The organism is Mesobacillus subterraneus (genome assembly GCF_023715485.1).
GTDB lineage: Bacteria > Bacillota > Bacilli > Bacillales > Cytobacillaceae > Mesobacillus > Mesobacillus subterraneus_B.
This window is the reverse complement of record NZ_JAMBOF010000003.1, coordinates 183,378-201,324: the sequence shown is the minus strand read 5'-3', so window position 1 is coordinate 201,324 and position 17,947 is coordinate 183,378. Positions and strand designations below refer to the sequence as shown.

General features: G+C 44.9%; 13 protein-coding genes, 1 other RNA gene and 1 other annotated feature. Of the genes, 2 read left to right on the top strand and 12 right to left on the bottom strand.

The window, feature by feature from the left end:
- Positions 1-14 precede the first annotated feature (14 nt).
- The 5 genes from recD2 to cymR all read right to left on the bottom strand — a co-directional run bounded on the left by recD2 (position 15) and on the right by cymR (position 6,031).
- On the bottom strand, positions 15-2,465 hold the full coding sequence (gene recD2 / locus M3204_RS05640) for an SF1B family DNA helicase RecD2 (RefSeq protein ID WP_251479428.1): 2,451 nt from the start codon (positions 2,463-2,465) through the stop codon (positions 15-17).
- 34 nt (positions 2,466-2,499) lie between these two features.
- Positions 2,500-3,159, bottom strand: a complete 660-nt coding sequence (locus tag M3204_RS05635) for a tetratricopeptide repeat protein (protein ID WP_251479426.1) — start codon at positions 3,157-3,159, stop codon at positions 2,500-2,502.
- Between the two features lie 91 nt (positions 3,160-3,250).
- The gene (gene mnmA, locus M3204_RS05630) at positions 3,251-4,366 is read right to left on the bottom strand and encodes a tRNA 2-thiouridine(34) synthase MnmA (RefSeq protein ID WP_251479424.1); all 1,116 of its coding nucleotides are present in this window, start codon (positions 4,364-4,366) and stop codon (positions 3,251-3,253) included.
- 50 nt (positions 4,367-4,416) lie between these two features.
- On the bottom strand, positions 4,417-5,565 hold the full coding sequence (locus tag M3204_RS05625) for a cysteine desulfurase family protein (protein WP_251479422.1): 1,149 nt from the start codon (positions 5,563-5,565) through the stop codon (positions 4,417-4,419).
- Between the two features lie 43 nt (positions 5,566-5,608).
- The gene (gene cymR, locus M3204_RS05620; protein ID WP_251479420.1) at positions 5,609-6,031 is read right to left on the bottom strand and encodes a cysteine metabolism transcriptional regulator CymR; all 423 of its coding nucleotides are present in this window, start codon (positions 6,029-6,031) and stop codon (positions 5,609-5,611) included.
- A 235-nt stretch (positions 6,032-6,266) separates the two neighbouring features.
- On the opposite strand from cymR, the gene M3204_RS05615 reads away from it, so the two are divergent.
- Positions 6,267-7,541 (top strand): replication-associated recombination protein A, encoded by a 1,275-nt coding sequence (locus M3204_RS05615; protein ID WP_251479419.1) that lies wholly within the window; start codon positions 6,267-6,269, stop codon positions 7,539-7,541.
- 37 nt (positions 7,542-7,578) lie between these two features.
- On the opposite strand, the gene M3204_RS05610 is transcribed toward M3204_RS05615, so the two are convergent.
- The 5 genes from M3204_RS05610 to M3204_RS05590 all read right to left on the bottom strand — a co-directional run bounded on the left by M3204_RS05610 (position 7,579) and on the right by M3204_RS05590 (position 12,682).
- Complete coding sequence (locus M3204_RS05610; protein WP_251479417.1) at positions 7,579-8,340, bottom strand: tRNA threonylcarbamoyladenosine dehydratase; 762 nt, start codon at positions 8,338-8,340, stop codon at positions 7,579-7,581.
- Between the two features lie 361 nt (positions 8,341-8,701).
- A non-coding RNA gene (gene ssrS, locus M3204_RS05605) (6S RNA) lies at positions 8,702-8,888 on the bottom strand.
- A gap of 62 nt (positions 8,889-8,950) precedes the next feature.
- Complete coding sequence (aspS, locus tag M3204_RS05600) at positions 8,951-10,726, bottom strand: aspartate--tRNA ligase (protein ID WP_251479415.1); 1,776 nt, start codon at positions 10,724-10,726, stop codon at positions 8,951-8,953.
- 13 nt (positions 10,727-10,739) lie between these two features.
- Positions 10,740-12,017 (bottom strand): histidine--tRNA ligase, encoded by a 1,278-nt coding sequence (gene hisS, locus M3204_RS05595; RefSeq protein WP_251479412.1) that lies wholly within the window; start codon positions 12,015-12,017, stop codon positions 10,740-10,742.
- Between the two features lie 187 nt (positions 12,018-12,204).
- Positions 12,205-12,444, bottom strand: a binding site (T-box leader).
- Positions 12,445-12,505: 61 nt separating this feature from the next.
- Positions 12,506-12,682 (bottom strand): hypothetical protein, encoded by a 177-nt coding sequence (locus M3204_RS05590; RefSeq protein WP_251479410.1) that lies wholly within the window; start codon positions 12,680-12,682, stop codon positions 12,506-12,508.
- 265 nt (positions 12,683-12,947) lie between these two features.
- Between M3204_RS05590 and M3204_RS05585 the strand changes: the two genes are divergently transcribed.
- The gene (locus tag M3204_RS05585; RefSeq protein WP_251479408.1) at positions 12,948-14,717 is read left to right on the top strand and encodes an SH3 domain-containing protein; all 1,770 of its coding nucleotides are present in this window, start codon (positions 12,948-12,950) and stop codon (positions 14,715-14,717) included.
- A gap of 51 nt (positions 14,718-14,768) precedes the next feature.
- On the opposite strand, the gene dtd is transcribed toward M3204_RS05585, so the two are convergent.
- Both dtd and M3204_RS05575 read right to left on the bottom strand, forming a co-directional pair.
- Positions 14,769-15,209, bottom strand: a complete 441-nt coding sequence (gene dtd, locus M3204_RS05580) for a D-aminoacyl-tRNA deacylase (protein ID WP_251479405.1) — start codon at positions 15,207-15,209, stop codon at positions 14,769-14,771.
- Positions 15,210-15,276: 67 nt separating this feature from the next.
- On the bottom strand, positions 15,277-17,469 hold the full coding sequence (locus tag M3204_RS05575; RefSeq protein WP_251479403.1) for a RelA/SpoT family protein: 2,193 nt from the start codon (positions 17,467-17,469) through the stop codon (positions 15,277-15,279).
- Between the last annotated feature and the right edge of the window lie 478 nt (positions 17,470-17,947).

Sequence of the window (17,947 nt, the reverse complement as noted above, 5' to 3'; positions counted from 1 at the left end):
TTTTCGAGATAATATCAGCTTTCCTCCATAAAATCATAAGGAGTGCTGTTGCCCATCCCAATCATTGGGTCTGCGTTCCTGATCATTTCCAAATAATCGACTTCTTCCTGCTCCTGTCCAATTTCAGTATGAGCTGTCTTATCTTCTTCTGTCGGCAGGCTTTCACCTTGTGAAACATTCAGTTCAGGTAGCATCTGGACCAGCTTTTCGACCAGGGTCGTGTTCCGTTCCGTGTCTTCTCCACGTTCGATTCCCATTTTCAAAGCATCTTCTTCGCCAACGAGAATAAGGAATTGTTTACTTCTTGTGATCGCTGTGTATATGAGGTTCCTGCGGAGCATGCGATAATAGCTTTTCACGACCGGAAGAACAACAATCGGGAATTCGCTTCCTTGCGACTTATGTACCGAACAGCAATAAGCATGGGTGATCTGCGATAAGTCTGGCCTGTTGTAGGTTACTTCGATGCCGTCAAACGAAACGATCAGCTGGTCTTGCTTCTCGGTATTTTCTTTTGCGTAGAAAATCGCCACGACTTCACCCATATCACCATTAAAGACGTTGGCCTCTGGCTGATTGACGAGCTGCAGCACCTTATCGCCAATCCGGTACTTGATATCGCCAAATGCAAGCTCTTTTCGGGTACCGTCAACGTTAGGATTAAATAAATCCTGGAGCAATTCATTCAAGCGGTCAATTCCAGCAGGTCCGCGGTACATCGGCGCAAGCACCTGGATATTCCGCGGTGAATACCCCTTCTTCTTGGCATTGGCCACTACTTTCTCAACAACCTGCGGAATCTGGTTCGTACTGCATTTGATAAAAGAACGGTCAGGCTGCTGTTCGGAAATATCATTAGGAATAAAGCCCTTTTTAATTTGATGGGCGAGCTCGATGATGGAAGATCCTTCTGCCTGCCTGTAGATATCCGTCAACCGGACAGTCGGTACTCTGCCGGAATCGAGCAAATCCTTAAGGACCTGACCTGGCCCAACTGAAGGGAGCTGGTCTTCGTCACCAACCACAATGACTTGGATGTGATCAGGCAGCGCCTTGAATAATTGATGTGCCAGCCAGATATCAACCATTGAGGTTTCATCGATTATTAAAATCTTGCCCTCTAGCGGCTGGTCTTCGCTATGATCAAAGCTGCCGGCTCCATTCCAGCGCAGCAGCCGGTGGATGGTCACTGCTGGAAGACCTGTGGATTCGGTCATCCGCTTGGCAGCACGACCAGTAGGAGCAGCAAGCAGGAACGGATATGGCTCCTCTTTTTTATAATCTTTCGGCTCCAAAGAACAGCCGTGCAGTTCGGCATACAGCTCGACGATTCCTTTAATGACGGTCGTCTTCCCTGTACCCGGACCGCCTGTCAAAATCATCATCGGTGACATGAGCGCAGTCTGGATTGCTTCCTTTTGGCTTGGACCATATTGCACACCCAATCGATCTTCAAGATTGCCTAAAGCCAGCAAAAACTCTGATTCCGGGAACTGGTTTTCATACTCTGTCTGTTCGAGGATTCTTTTTATATTCTTAACCAGTCCTTTTTCGGAAAAATAAAGGGATGGCAAATAGACTTTTTGTTCTTCGGCAATCAGCTTTCCTTCTTCGCCCAGACTAATGATTTCTTTAGAAATATCGGTAAATTCGATCTGAATATTTTGATTGTCCTCCAGCAGCTTTTTTACATCAACCAATAAATTCTCTGCTTCCATGTAGACGTGTCCACCCTGGATGCTCGAACTTTCAAGCGTATAAAGGCAGGCCGCCTTGATGCGGTCTGGATGACTGCCGGTCAGGCCTAGCTGGCTGCCGAGTTCATCTGCCCGGCCAAAGCCGATCCCTTCAATATCCTCCACAAGTTTATAGGGATTATTCTGGATTACTTCGATTGCCTGTTCCTTATAGACCTGATAGATTTTCATAGACAGCTGGGGTCCAAAACCATATTGGTTCAAAGCAACCATCACCTGTTCCAGCCCCTGATGCTCCATCAATGTGTCGTATAGTTCCTTCGCTTTTTCAGGAGCGAGCTTCGGAATCTGGTCAAGTACGGATGGGTTTTCAATGATTCTCGTAATCGCCTTTTCTCCCAGTGTATCGACGATTTTTTCGGCCGTCTTTTTTCCGATTCCCTTGAAAAGGTCGCTCGATAAATAGCTGACGATTCCCTGCTTCGACTGAGGCAGGTCCTTTCGGAAGTGCGTGGCCTGAAACTGCGTCCCAAACTTTGGGTGGTCCTTAACTTCCCCGAAGAAAATATAAGTTTCCTGTTCATGAATCCGAGGGAAATACCCTGTTATAACTGCTTCTTTATCTTCATACTGCTCATTGGTATCCTCTACCCTGATCCTCAGAACTGTATAAAGATTTTGTTCATTATGAAAAATCGTGACGAGATGCTTTCCTTTCATGAACTTTCCCTGCTCGGAAAACAAATCAAGCGAGTCTTGCTTTTCCAAAGTATTTTCCCCCTTTCCGTGAATTTCGCCTATATTATTGGAGGTCTTGTCCCTCAATCAATTTTTTGCCGTGCCCGGCCAGCAAATGGTCAGGCTGAATTTCCAAGGCGCGGTTGAACATTTCAAGCGCTTTTTCGCCATCTTCTTTGAACCCGTATGCAACGCCGAGATTATAAAGGGCATCAGCATGCTGAGAGTCAAGAGTAACCGCCTGCTCGAGGCTGATCACTGCTTCATCGATAAAACCTTCCCTGGCAAGGCAAAGCCCATATTGGAAATGCGCTTCAGCATCATTTTCAAGAAGCTCAGTACTCCTTTGCAAATAAGGGAGAGCAAGCCTGCTATTGCCCATCTGAGCAAGGCTCATTCCAAGCATGAAAAAGTTATCTCCTGTTTCGAGCCCTTTTTTCATTGCAAGCTCGAACATATTTTTTGCTTCCTCAAAATTTTGCTCATCATAATATAGGCCGCCTTTGCTGTAATAGGCTGCAGTTGCGTTCTCATCGAGGCTTATCGCCTTATTGTAAAAATTCAATGCTCTTTCGATATCGCCCACTGCTGTAAGGACGTTGCCAAAATTTATGTATGCCACAGGATCAGCTGGGTGGGCTTCAATCGCTTCCATGAAAGCCTGAGCCGCTTCTTCCCATTTACCTTCCTTCATAAACTCAATGCCTGTCTGGTTTTTATCCAAATTAAACACTCCAATCTCCATGCAAGTATATCATATCTAATTCAATTGAATAATCCCCGGCGAATCAAGCCCGCCGGGGATTTAATATGGATTAGCCGACATATGTCAGTTTGCTTCCATCCTTGAATATCTCGTCAATCGTGCCGCCTCCGAGACATTCTTCACCGTCATAAAAAACGACAGCTTGTCCAGGAGTTACAGCTCTTATCGGCTCTTTGAACTTAACCTTTGCGGTGCCATCTTCCTGCAGCTCTACAGTCACAGCATTGTCCGGCTGGCGGTAGCGGAACTTGGCCGTACATTCGAAGGTCTGAGGCTTTGGCCGGTCAGAAACGAAGCTGATATTCACAGCCGTAATGCTGTCAGAATAGAGAAGCTCGTTATGGAAGCTTTGTTCTACAAGCAATACATTGCGTTCCAGGTCCTTGCCGACAACAAACCATGGTTCACCTGAGCCACCAATACCTAGTCCCTGGCGCTGGCCAATCGTGTAATACATCAGTCCGTCATGCTTGCCTTTTACCTCGCCGCTCATCGTCTCCATGTTGCCTGGCTGGGCTGGCAAGTAGTTCCCAAGGAATTCCTTGAAGTTTCTTTCGCCAATGAAACAGATTCCAGTGCTGTCTTTCTTGGTTGCCGTAGCAAGATTGGCTTCCATAGCAAGCTCCCTTACCCGCGCTTTTTCAAGATTCCCGATTGGGAACAGCACTTTTTCAAGCTGGCTTTGGTCCAGCTGGTTCAAGAAATAAGTCTGATCCTTATTTTCATCCAGCCCGCGAAGCATCTTGCGCTCTCCATCGCGGTCTTCCACCCGTGCATAATGGCCTGTCGCCAGATAGTCAGCGCCAAGATTCAGCGCGTGCTCAAGGAAAGCCTTGAATTTGATTTCCTTGTTGCACATGACATCAGGGTTTGGAGTCCTTCCTGCTCTATATTCATCGAGGAAATAAGTGAAAACCTTATCCCAATATTGTTTTTCAAAATTAACTGCATAATATGGAATGCCGATCTGGTTGCAGACCCGGATTACATCCTCGTAATCCTCTGTTGCCGTACAGACGCCGTTTTCATCGGTGTCATCCCAATTCTTCATGAAAATGCCAATCACTTCGTAGCCCTGTTCTTTTAAAAGCAGCGCAGCAACTGATGAGTCTACGCCTCCAGACATTCCAACCACCACTCTAGTATCCTTAGGTGATTTTACCATTATGCCTCACCTCTCTTCTCTTCCTGTTAAAACTTATTTTGCCCTGCCAGTTAACCATTTCTCGCCAGTCTCTGAACAATTTCAGCTGTTTGCTCAGCTGCTTTTTCAACCTGCTCTCTAGTATTGTTTAGACCAAAGCTGAACCGGATTGAATTTGTTAACCTTTCAGATTCTTTTCCGAACATCGCGACGAGCACATGTGAGGGATCGATCGAGCCGGCGGTGCAAGCTGAACCGCTTGAAGATGCAATTCCCGCCAAATCCAGATTCACAAGCATCGCTTCAACATTCGTGCCCGGAAAGCTTAAGTTTAAGATATGAGGCAGTGAGTTTTCAAGTAATCCGTTCAACTGGAAAGAGATTCCGCTCGTTTCGAGTTTATCGATGAAAACATTCCTGAACTCCTCATAGGCAGTGCGTTTGCTCTCAAGTTCCTTTACCGAAAGTTCGACAGCTTTCCGGAATCCGGCAATTGCTGCCACATTTTCAGTGCCAGCCCGGCGCTTCCTCTCCTGTTCCCCGCCATAAAGCTGGCGTGCAAGCTTTACTCCATCCCGGATGTAAAGGAAACCGATTCCTTTTGGACCGTTAATTTTATGCGCAGAAACGGATAAAAGATCAACCTGTAATTCATCAACATTCATTTTTTCAATCCCATAAGCTTGTACAGCATCCGTGTGGAAAACAGCTTGATGTCCGGAAAGAAGCTCGCCGATTTCACGTATTGGCTGAATGGCGCCAACCTCGTTATTACCGTACATAATTGAAACGAGAATTGTATCATCTCTTAATTCTTGTTCCAGCTCTTGCATAGAAACTAGTCCTGTTTCATCGACCGGAAGATAAGTGACCTCAAAGCCGCGCTTCTCCAGTTCTTCACAGCTGTGCAATACGGCATGGTGCTCAATTTGTGTCGAGATAATATGCCGCCCTTTTGAACGGTTATTTTCTGCATAGCCGATAATCGCCAGGTTATCCGCTTCAGTACCGCCGCTTGTAAAAATGATATTATTTGCTTTCGTCCCAATGCTCATTGCCAGCTCATGCCTGGTATCATCCAGGATTTTTCGGGCTTCCCGGCCATAATGGTGGATGCTCGATGGATTGCCAAACTCCGCTTCCATTACTTTTACCATTGAAGCCAGGACTTCTGGATGAATTGGTGTAGTTGCAGCATGGTCCAAATAGATTCTTTCCAAAATATTACCCTCTCTTCAGAAGATTTTCCTTTATGGGTTCCCGTTAAATATAAAACATATAGGCGTCAGATTCGCCAAAGTTGTCAGAATGGTTCGCGAGGTCCTCGATTGTGGTATTGTCGAGTACTTCCTTGACAGCGTCCCGGATTCTCGTCCAAAGCTCTCGCTTCGCTGGTTCTTCATCTTCAATTCCTTCAACGATGCTAATCGGTCCTTCCAAGACGCGGATGATATCCCCAGCGGATATTTTCGAAGGCAAATCTCCCAGGATGTAGCCGCCATACGCTCCCCTGATGCTTTTTACCAGTCCTGCATTTCTGAGCGGAGCGACCAACTGTTCTAAATAATGCTCGGATAAATCATTAGTCTGCGCAATGGACTTAAGGGAAATCGGGCCTTCACCATGTTTCTTGGCTAGCTCGATCATGATGGTCAGTCCATAACGGCCTTTCGTGGATATTTTCATAAAAACACCTCTATTTCATTGTTCTAAAAGAATGTCCCTGTAAAAATAACAATATGTCAGCTCACATTAAACTCATTATATTTATGCCCCATACGGCATTCTCATATTTAAATTATACCTAAATCCTCAGTCAATAGGTAGGCTTTTGACATTATAGCACAAATAGCATGTACAATGCGCAACTGCGCCGTTCATGTTATGGTATATATACGAAAAATGTAATGGAGCGATGAGTATGAACCTTAAACCTCTTGCTTTCAGGATGCGGCCCCGGACGATTGAGGAAGTGATCGGCCAGTCACACCTTGTAGCCGAAGGAAAAATAATAAATAGAATGGTAAAGGCGAAGCAGTTATCTTCAATGATTTTATATGGCCCACCAGGCATAGGAAAAACTTCTATTGCCAGCGCGATTGCCGGAAGCACGAACTTTGCGTTCAGGACACTTAATGCCGTCACCAACAATAAAAAAGATATGGAGGTCGTCGCTGCCGAAGCAAAGATGTCAGGAAAAGTCATCCTGCTTCTCGATGAAGTCCATCGCCTTGACAAAGCCAAACAGGACTTCCTGCTTCCCTACCTTGAAAACGGGATGATTGTGCTGATTGGGGCGACGACGAGCAATCCGTTTCATGCGATCAATCCGGCGATCCGCTCAAGATGCCAGATTTTCGAACTGAAGCCGCTCGAACCAAATGATATAAAAGAAGCTTTACGCAGGGCGATTGCCGATGAAGAAAGAGGCCTTGGAAACTTAAAGGTTGAGATAACCGAGGAAGCCTTGACCCATTTCGCCACGGCGTCTGGCGGCGATGTGCGCAGTTCTTTAAATGCATTGGAACTAGCCGTATTGTCTACAGCTCCAGATAAGAATGGTGTTATTAATATAAATGAGGAAACAGCCGAAGAGTGCATGCAGAAAAAAAGCCTCGCGCATGATAAAGATGGCGATGCGCATTATGATGTGCTGTCAGGCTTTCAGAAGTCAATCAGGGGCAGCGACGTCAACGCGGCTCTCCATTATCTCGGAAGATTGATTGAAGCTGGCGACCTCGTGAGCATCAACAGGCGCCTTCTTGTCATTGCCTATGAAGATATTGGACTGGCCAGCCCTCAGGCCGGGCAAAGGACACTTGCCGCGATCGAAGCAGCCGAAAGAGTCGGCTTCCCAGAAGCGAGAATCCCTCTGGCAAGTGCGGTCATTGAATTATGCCTTTCTCCAAAATCAAATTCGGCCATTGTCGCGATCGATTCAGCGCTTGCAGACATCCGTTCAGGCATCAGCGGCGAAGTCCCAGACCATTTACGGGATGCCCACTATAAAGGCGCCAAAGAGCTTGGCAGAGGTGTTGATTACCTTTATCCTCATGATTATGAAGGTGGTTGGGTCAAGCAGCAATACTTGCCTGACCGCATCAAGAATAAGGTCTATTACAAGCCGAAGAAGACAGGTAAATTCGAACAGGCATTATCGACGATATATGATAAAATTACCGGATATAAAAAATAAGCGGATTGGCCTTGTTTTAGGCCATCCGCTTATTTGTTTAATCGTTAACTCTCGTAATTTTAACATCCTTTAACAGCTCTCTTACAACATGGCTTGCCATAATAAGACCAGCTGCAGAAGGAACAAAAGCATTCGATGAAGGCGGCATTTTCGCTTTGCGGATTTCCGCATTGTCATTGCCTACCTCTTTTCGGACCTCTTCACGGATCACAATCGGGCTTTCATCAGAGAATACGACAGGTATCCCCTTTTTGACGCCTTCCTTTCGCAGACGAGTACGGATCACCTTAGCGAGTGGATCGGTATGTGTCTTGAAGATATCAGCAATCTTAAAGCGCGTTGGGTCCATCTTGTTAGCAGCACCCATGCTTGAGATCATTGGAATTCCTCGAGTAAGAGATTCTTTAATCAGGTGGATCTTATATGAAATCGTGTCTGATGCATCTACAATAAAATCAAGGTCATAACTGAAAAATTGCTCATATGTCTCTTCTGTATAGAACATTTTCAAATCAATGACCTCGCAGTCAGGATTGATGTCCTTTATCCTGTCGCGCATTACTTCTACCTTTGGCTTGCCTACTGTAGAAAGCAGGGCAATCAGCTGACGGTTAACATTTGTGATATCCACATCATCTTTATCGACAAGCACAAGCCTGCCAACTCCAGACCTCGCTAAAGCTTCTGCCGCAAATGATCCTACACCGCCAATTCCCAGAACGGCAACTGTACTATTTTTCATTATATCAAGGCCCTCTTTGCCGATGGCCAATTCATTTCTAGAAAATTGATGAAGCATTCAAACTCACTCCAAACATAATATTAATGTTAATATCTATACCCGCTTTTGAATATAACATACTCTAAGTTAATTTCAAGTATTTTTATAGGAATTAAAGTATATATGGTTTTTTTGCATGTCTTAGAATAAAATACAACATCAATAAGAGGAATGCCCGAATCAAGCAGGAAGCACCTACATAAAAAAATGCCGATAAAACCTAAGCTTTAAGTTAATTAAGTGTCCGATAGGATGAATGGAGATGAGTGATATGCTCATCGAGGCTTTTACGGATAGAAATCGAAAAAAACCAATTTTCGTCCGGTATCGGAGCAAAAAAAAACCATGCAAGCGCATGGTTTTTGATGACGTATGTAGGAAGAGTCCCAATCGTGCCGTCGTGTGGATGCCTTCGTCTTGAACCCGCTCTCAGCAGGTGGGTGCCCTGTTCCGGATTTCTGTAAGTCCTCTAGCCAGAGGCATTTACGCGGCCCGGAAACGCGGACTCCCGAAGGAAAAATGTTAGGTCAAAACTTCAGGTTAAACAACGAACACATCAGGACTCTTCATCTGTTGTAAGTATAATACCACAGCTGGAAATGAACTTCAAGGAAATGGACGCTGGATATTACTGGTCTTTTTTTACATTCAATGCTAAGTGAAGTTCATCAAGCTGGGCTTCGCTTACTTCGCCAGGTGCATCTGTCAGAAGGTCGCTAGCGCTTGCCGTTTTCGGGAACGCAATTGTATCGCGAAGATTAGACCTTCCGGCAAGAAGCATGACCATTCTGTCAAGGCCAAGGGCGATTCCGCCATGTGGTGGAGTTCCATATTCGAATGCATCAAGCAGGAAGCCAAATTGCTCGTAAGCCTGTTCTTTCGTGAATCCAAGGACTGAGAACATCTTTTCCTGGACATCTCTTTCAAAAATCCTTAAGGAACCTCCGCCAAGTTCGTAGCCATTGAGAACAAGGTCATATGCCTGTGCTTTTACATGGGCAGGATCGCTTTCAAGCAATGGCAAATCCTCGCGCACTGGCATCGTGAACGGATGGTGGGCAGCGAAATAACGGTCTGCTTCTTCATCGAATTCCAATAGCGGCCAGTCCGTAATCCAAAGGAAGTTGAATTTGCTTTGGTCAATTAGGCCAAGCTCTTTTCCAAGCTTTATTCTCAAAGCGCCAAGTGCATCAGCAACGACGCTTTTCTTGTCTGCAACGAACAGAAGAAGGTCGCCTGTCTGGACATCCAGCTTTGCTTTTAGTGCCTGTTGCTCCTCTTCAGCAAAGAACTTGGAGATTGGCCCTTTAAGCCCATCCTCTTCTGCCTTCAGCCATGCAAGACCTTTCGCTCCGTATACTGAAACGAATTCTGTAAGAGCGTCGATGTCTTTACGTGAATAATTTGCTGCTGCTCCCTTCACGTTGATCGCTTTTACCTGGCCGCCGTTTGCAACTGCAGATGCGAATACTTTGAAACCAGAATACTTGACTGTCTCGGAAAGATCGACAAGTTCCATTGCAAAACGAGTATCCGGTTTATCAGATCCGTAGCGGTTCATCGCATCATCATAACTCATGCGCGGGAATGGAACAGTCACGTCCATACCTTTCACATCCTTCATGACCTTCTGCATCATTTTTTCAGTCAGTGCGAGGATGTCCTCCTGGCTCATGAAGCTGGTTTCGATGTCGATCTGCGTGAATTCCGGCTGGCGGTCAGCTCGCAAGTCTTCATCGCGGAAACAGCGGGCAATCTGGTAATAACGTTCAAAGCCGCCGACCATCATCAGCTGCTTGAAAAGCTGTGGAGACTGCGGAAGTGCATAGAATTCACCTGGATGAACACGGCTAGGGACTAAATAGTCTCTCGCTCCTTCAGGCGTGCTCTTTGTTAAAATCGGTGTTTCAACATCGAGGAAGCCTTCTCCATCGAGGAAGTCACGGATTGCTTTTGTCACCTGGTGCCTCATCTTGAAGGTTTCAAACATTACCGGACGGCGCAGGTCCAGATAACGATACTTCAAGCGGACATCTTCGGAAACGTCCGTTTTATCAGCGATGACAAACGGTGTTGTTTTTGCCTCATTGATAATTGTAAGTTCCTCAGCCTGAACTTCAACCTTACCTGTTTTAAGGTTTTCATTTACAGTACCTTCACCGCGGGCGATGACTGTACCCTTAACGTCAAGGACGTATTCAGTACGGACCTTCTCGGCAAGCGATAGTGCTTCTGGTGAAACATCAGGATTGAAAACGATCTGTACAATACCAGTCCTGTCACGCAGGTCGATAAAAATCAGCCCGCCCAGGTCCCGGCGCTTTTGCACCCATCCTTTAAGTGTAACTTTTTCACCAATTGCCTTTTCTGTAACTTCACCGCAAAAATATGTTCTCCCAAACATCGAAACTCCCCCTCTACTTACAGATCACCCGGAATTTTTCAATAAAGCTTTCAAGTGGCAGTTCAATTTGCTCGCCGTCTGCCATCGATTTTAAGTTGATTTTATTTTCTTTTAATTCATCTTCACCTAAAACAGCTACATACTTAGCATTCATCCGGTCAGCTGCTTTGAATTGCGCTTTGATTTTACGGTCTTGATAATCACGTTCTGCTGAGAAACCGGCGGCCCTTAAATTGTGGAGCAGCCTAACAGTGTAGTCCTTGGCAGAATCACCAAGAGAAACCAAATAGCAGTCAATTCCTTCTTTTACCGGAAGTTCCACACCTTCGGCATCAAGAGCGGACAAAAGTCTTTCAATACTTAATCCAAACCCGATTCCAGGTGTTTCAGGTCCGCCAATTTCTTCGACAAGTCCGTTATAACGTCCTCCGCCGCAAAGAGTTGTAATCGCACCGAATCCCTCAGCATTGCTCATAATTTCAAACGCGGTGTGGTTATAATAATCCAGGCCGCGCACAAGGTTTGGATCAATTTCAAATTCGATGCCCAAATCAGTCAAGTACTTAGTGACTGTTGAAAAATATTGAGCGGAATCATCTGTCAAATAATCAATGATTGATGGAGCAGATTTCATGAGCTCATGTTCGCGGTCCGCTTTACAGTCCAGAATCCGCATTGGATTTTTTTCAAGACGGTTTTGGCAATCGCTGCAAAACTCACCAATACGAGGTTTAAAGTGATTCATCAGTGCATCTCTGTGCGCTTTACGGCTCTCTTTGTCTCCCAGGCTATTGACTACAAGCTTCAGCTTCTTCAAGCCAAGTTCATTGTAAAGGGACATTGCAAGTGAAATGACTTCAGCATCAATCGCCGGGTCTGCACTTCCCATCGCTTCGACTCCAAATTGGACAAATTGACGGAAACGCCCTGCCTGAGGACGTTCATATCTGAACATTGGCCCCATATAGTAAAGCTTCACAGGCTGGTTTGCATAACCAAACATTTTATTTTCTACAAAAGAACGGACAACCGCTGCAGTTCCTTCGGGACGGAGCGTAAGACTCCTGTCGCCCCTGTCTGTAAAAGTGTACATTTCTTTCTGGACGATGTCGGTCGTATCGCCTACGCCTCGCTTGAATAATTCTGTATGTTCGAAGATTGGAGTACGAATCTCCTGATATTGATATTTTCCACAAAGTTCCCTTGCTTTTGCCTCAATAAGCTGCCATTTTTCAGACTGGCCTGGCAAAATGTCCTGTGTTCCGCGTGGGATATTAATTTGATTAGACACAGTGCATCCTCCTCCATTAATCAATTCAATATGTATAAGATAAGACTTGACGCTAAGCAAGAAGCAGAGCCATTTCCAGTCTTTTTCAGCTTCTTTCCTTGACTAATCAACAAAGCCTCAGTCAGCAAAGAGAACCGTAAATAAAGAAAATGAAAATACAAAAAAGCCCCCAATCCCTTGTTTAATAACAAGGGACGAGAGCTTTGGTTCCCGTGGTGCCACCCTAATTGAAGGCGCCTGAGCGCACTTCCTCTTTAACAGTTAACGCCTGAATACGTCTTCTCCTAATGATTGCCCTAAGGCCATGTTCAGAGAAAATCCTACGGAGTGTTCATTCACCAAGTCATCATGCAGAAATGCTTTCAGCCAAGGCATTTCCTCTCTTTCCACGTGTTTCCGGGTTACTCTGCTCCATCAACGGTATGATTTCGATATAACATTTTATTTATATTATAATACGGAGTCCGTTTTGCAATGTCAAGAACATTTCACGAACGTTCAAGCTGTTTTTTCAATTTTCTTACGTCACGGAGAGACAGCCCAAATTCTGAAGCTAATTCTACTACGTGAGAGCTTTGTTCCTTTTGGATAAAATCATGGAAATCCACCCCTAATAATTGATTCTCCCCAAATGAAGCGGACATTCCTTTATCGCTGAACCGCATGGTATCACCTTCCATAGTTTGTTGCTACTATTCTTCCCAGCCTTTTGAAAATTTTTCACGATTTTTCATATAATCTTTTTCAAGGTTAAATTTCCGGCTTATTTTCCGATAAAAGATAAAAGAAACCGTGATTTTACCGGTAAATTCCGGTAAAATATTTTTAAGCGCAGGCTTAATCACCTGTTGTAATTTGCTCTATTCAACATAGTTTGTAAATCAAATCGACCTTTAACACAATCTTGAGAAAGAAAAGGGAGGGAGATCATTGCCCAAAAATAAATTGGTTCCTGTCATCCTTTGTTTGTTGCTGATTTTCGGGAACCTTCCAGCTTTAGAAACAGCAAATGCGGATAATGGAAGCCTCACGATTACAGCAACTAGCTTAAATGTCAGACAAGGGCCTGGTTTGAGCTATCCTGTTGCCGGTTCGGTAAAAAAAGGAGAAAAGTATTCGATCGTCAAGGAGGAAGGCGATTGGATCCAGATCAGCCTTGGAGGAAGCAAAAAAGGCTGGGTAGCGGAATGGTTCACTTCCAAGGATACATCGAAGCCATCCGTTTCCAAGAATTCAAACGGCACCTCAGGAAGCATCACAGCGAATGGCCTCAGAGTAAGAAAAGGTCCTGGCACCAATTATCAGGTAGTTGGATCGCTGAACAGCGGACAAGCTGTCGAGATTCTTTCCACCAATGGCAATTGGTCTGAAGTGCGCACGCCAGCAATCCATGGCTGGGTATCAAAGGAGTACATAAGATTCAGTGGCAGCAATGCCAGCAGTGCTCCTGCTGCCGGCAGCTCTAATGCTGCAAGCAAAGGAATAGTAACTGCTGATTCATTGAATGTCAGGGAAAAACCATCATTGAATGCAAACACGATAGGGCAATTAAAAAAAGGTGCAGAAGCAGCAGTCCTGTCACAGTCGAATGGCTGGGCGGAGATTTCATTCGCCGGTAAGAAAGCCTGGGTAAGTGCTCAATTTCTTAAGGTAAACGGGAATACTTCTTCAGACAGCGTGAAGCCGACAGCTCCTGCAGAGCAATATTCGGGCAAGGTGACAGCTTCCCAGCTGAATGTCCGTGACCGGAATGCCTTGGATGGCCGGGTTATCGGGTCTGTATCACAAGGACAAAGTTTTCTAATCCTGGAAGAACAAAATAATTGGGTCAAAATCGAATTTAAAACTGGGAAAACCGGCTGGGCGGCGGGCTGGTTTTTCGATAAAACAAAGAATGGACCTGCAGCAGCACCAAACCAGCCGGTTAAAAACAGCAGTGTGAAAGTGCTGCATAATGGCACGAATATCCGCAAAGGACCAAGCACCGGAACTACAGTGATTCATCGGGCAAATCAGGGAGATACCTTTAATGTTGTAAGCATTAAGAATGACTGGTATGAAATCTCTCTCCCCAATGGAGCGGTCGGCTTCGTTGCAGGCTGGATTGTCTCAATTCAGGGAAATGTTCCGCAAATCGAAAAACCCGGAGCAGAAAAGCACACTAAAAACAAGACTGTTGTCATTGATCCAGGCCATGGCGGCAGGGACAACGGGACAACAGGAGTCAGAGGTACGCTGGAAAAAACGCTGACATTAAAAACAGCCCAGCTTTTGTATGACAAACTAAGAGCTTCTGGAACGAATGTTGTCCTTACAAGGAATAACGATACTTATATTTCCCTGCCATCGAGGGTAAGCAGCTCACATTACCATAGTGCCGACGCATTCATCAGTCTTCATTATGATAGTATCAATGATAGAAGCGTAAGAGGCATGACGACGTATTATTATAATTCAAAGCAGAAGCCTCTAGGTGAACAAATCCACTCATCGGTTGTAAGCAAGACTATGCTGAAGGACCGGGGAACGCGTTTCGGTGACTACCATGTCATCAGGGAAAACAGGCAGTCAGCCATCCTTCTGGAGCTTGGCTATTTAAGCAACCCAGCTGAGGAAATGCTGGTAAGTACCCCACAGTACCAAGAAACAGTGGCCAACGGCATCTTCGAGGGCCTTGCGCGTTATTTTAAAAACTACTAATAATCATGCAAAAAGAAGGTATCCCACTGGGATACCTTCTCTCATTTTTCTCTATTTACTATCGATGATCAATGTTACCGGTCCATCATTAGTCAGCTGAACATCCATCATCGCTCCAAAAACACCGGTCTCAACCTTGACCCCTTTGTCCCTCAAAAATCCATTGAAGGCTTCATATATGGACAAAGCATGGTCAGGCTTAGCCGCATCCATGAAATTCGGCCGGCGACCCTTACGACAATCGCCATATAAAGTGAACTGTGATACGGAAAGAATCTCACCGCCCACTTCTAAGAGTGACAGATTCATTTTTCCGGCCTCATCTTCAAAGACCCTCAGATTGGCAGCCTTCTCTGCAAGGAAAGCTGCATCCTTTTCGCTGTCTTCATGCGTAACGCCCACAAGGATGACAAAACCCCTAGTAATAGCGCCGGCAACCTCACCATCTACCGTTACCTTAGCTTCTTTGCTTCTCTGTATAACTAAGCGCATGACAAATCTCCTTAACTAATGGCTGCTTTCGTAATTTCCGGACGAAAACCACAAAGTATACAAGAACCTAACTCATCATCCTTCTGACAGCATAGATGTCAGGGATTTGTTTAATCCGGTCAACAACCTTTTGCAAATGGCTGACATTGTGGATCGCGATCGACATATTGATTGTCGCCATTTTATTCTTGTCGGATTTACCGGAAACTGCTGTTATATTTGTTTTTGTTTCATTAACTGCCTGAAGTACCTCGTTAAGCAGCCCTCTTCGGTCGTATCCGCTGATTTCAATATCAACGTTATATTCTTTGCGGTCATTCAGTCCCGTTTCCCATTCAACAGGAATCAGCCTGGCCTGCGCATCTTCTGTATGAATGTTGGTGCAATCAGAACGATGTACGGACACGCCTCTGCCCTTTGTGATGAAACCGACAATATCATCGCCAGGGACTGGATTGCAGCAGCGCGAAAGTCTGATCAGCAAATTATCAATGCCGGACACCCTGACACCTGATTCCCGTTTCTTCACCGGAGAAAATGCTTTAAGTTCTGAAACAGCATTCGATATATCCTTTTCCTGCTCAAGATCACGCTTTTTGCGCAGTTTTTCAGTAAGCCTGTTCGCAACTTGGAGCGCGGTGATCCCGTTGTATCCGATTGAAGCGAATAAATCTTCTTCATTGGTAAAATTGAATTTATCTGCAACCTTTTTAAGGTTTTCTGTCGTAAGGATTTCCTTGACATCAAAATCCATGTTGCGAATCTCTTTTTCTAGAAGTTCCCTGCCTTTTTCAACATTTTCATCCTTCTGCTGTTTCTTGAAGAATTGGCGGATTTTATTTTTCGCCTGGGATGTTTGGGCAAGCTTCAGCCAGTCCTTGCTCGGTCCATAAGAGTGCTTGGAAGTGAGGATTTCGATAATATCGCCTGTCTTAAGCTGATAATCGAGCGTGACCATCTTGCCGTTGACCTTGGCACCTATTGTTTTATTCCCGATTTCCGAGTGGATCCGATAGGCAAAATCGATTGGCACCGATCCTGACGGCAATTCGATTACATCGCCTTTTGGGGTAAAAACGAAAACCATATCAGAGAAAAGATCGATCTTAAGAGATTCCATGAATTCTTCTGCATTCGCAGTATCATTCTGGAACTCAAGAATTTCCCTGAACCAGGAAAGCTTAGTCTCAAAATTCGAGGATTCGGTTGGCTTCCCTTCTTTATATGCCCAGTGGGCTGCAACCCCGAATTCTGCAATCCTGTGCATCTCATCCGTCCTGATCTGGACTTCAAGAGGATCGCCTTTCGGGCCGATTACTGTTGTATGCAGCGATTGGTACATATTTGGCTTTGGCATGGCGATATAGTCTTTAAATCGTCCAGGCATCGGCTTCCAGCATGTATGGATAATCCCGAGGATTGCATAGCAATCCTTGATGCTGTCCACAACAATCCTTACAGCAAGCAAGTCATAGATTTCGTTGAATTGTTTGTTTTGCAGAACCATTTTACGATAGATGCTGTAAATGTGTTTTGGCCTGCCGGAAATCTCTGCTTTAATGGAAACTTCAGCAAGCCTTTCCTTCACTTCATCGACGACTTCATCAAGATACTGCTCGCGTTCTGCACGTTTCTTTTTCATCAGATTGACAATACGGTAGTATTGCTGAGGATTCAAATAGCGCAATGCCGTATCTTCGAGTTCCCATTTGATCTTTGAAATACCTAGCCTATGCGCGAGCGGCGCGAAAATCTCAAGAGTCTCATTGGAAATCCTCCGCTGCTTTTCGAGCGGCAAATGCTTTAAAGTCCTCATATTATGCAGGCGGTCAGCAAGTTTGATGAGGATTACGCGGATGTCCTGGGCCATAGCAACAAACATCTTTCGGTGATTTTCTGCCTGCTGCTCTTCATGCGACTTATATTTGATTTTACCAAGCTTTGTAACGCCATCGACAAGCATTGCCACTTCATCATTGAACGCTTCTCTGATATCATCAAGCGTTACAGCGGTATCTTCAACGACATCGTGAAGAAAGCCGGCAGCTACCGTCGCTGGATCCATCTCAAGGTCTGCAAGAATCCCTGCTACCTGGATAGGATGGATGATGTACGGTTCACCAGATTTCCTGAATTGGTCGTAATGAGCCTGTCTGGCGAATTCATAAGCTTTACTTACCAATTCCACATGCTCAACATTTAAATATGATTTAGTACAGTCAATGACTTGTTCTGCGGTCATTACCTGGTCATTCGCCATAGGATCACCTAATTTTTTATTTCGTTATATTAACCCGCATTTGTTCTGCGGGAACCAAGGAAAAATCGACAAACAATCAAAAAACCTTTATAAATACAATAATTATTCTTGTAAAGGATTGTTACTATTATCAAAGAAAAAATCAAAGATGTAAAGAGAAAGGAAGATATTTTACAGCAGAAATTAAAAAAATTGTCGAAAGATATTTAATTTCATTTATTCACTATGATTTTTACAACTAAAAGAAGGAGTACATTTCAGCAGGCCAAGTATAGAGGAAACCTTCTGCAAATATAAGAAAAGCGCAAGCGCCTTGGTCAGCCCCGACAAGCGCTGGAGGGCCGACCGGTGAAGTCGTTCTTTGACTTCATTGGGCGGACCGAAATCGAAATGTGTAGCCGACTGTTCAACTCCGACAAGCGCTGGAGGGCCTGACAGTGAAGTCGTTCTTTGACTTCATTGGCAGGACTGAAGCGTC

Excerpts from the sequence above, each read along its gene's own strand:
- mnmA (WP_251479424.1), bottom strand. The coding sequence starts at position 4,366 with ATGGTAAAATCACCTAAGGATACTAGAGTGGTGGTTGGAATGTCTGGA.
- cymR (WP_251479420.1), bottom strand. The coding sequence starts at position 6,031 with ATGAAAATATCCACGAAAGGCCGTTATGGACTGACCATCATGATCGAG.
- M3204_RS05615 (WP_251479419.1), top strand. The coding sequence starts at position 6,267 with ATGAACCTTAAACCTCTTGCTTTCAGGATGCGGCCCCGGACGATTGAG.
- M3204_RS05610 (WP_251479417.1), bottom strand. The coding sequence starts at position 8,340 with ATGCTTCATCAATTTTCTAGAAATGAATTGGCCATCGGCAAAGAGGGC.
- aspS (WP_251479415.1), bottom strand. The coding sequence starts at position 10,726 with ATGTTTGGGAGAACATATTTTTGCGGTGAAGTTACAGAAAAGGCAATT.
- M3204_RS05590 (WP_251479410.1), bottom strand. The coding sequence starts at position 12,682 with ATGCGGTTCAGCGATAAAGGAATGTCCGCTTCATTTGGGGAGAATCAA.
- dtd (WP_251479405.1), bottom strand. The coding sequence starts at position 15,209 with ATGCGCTTAGTTATACAGAGAAGCAAAGAAGCTAAGGTAACGGTAGAT.
- M3204_RS05575 (WP_251479403.1), bottom strand. The coding sequence starts at position 17,469 with ATGGCGAATGACCAGGTAATGACCGCAGAACAAGTCATTGACTGTACT.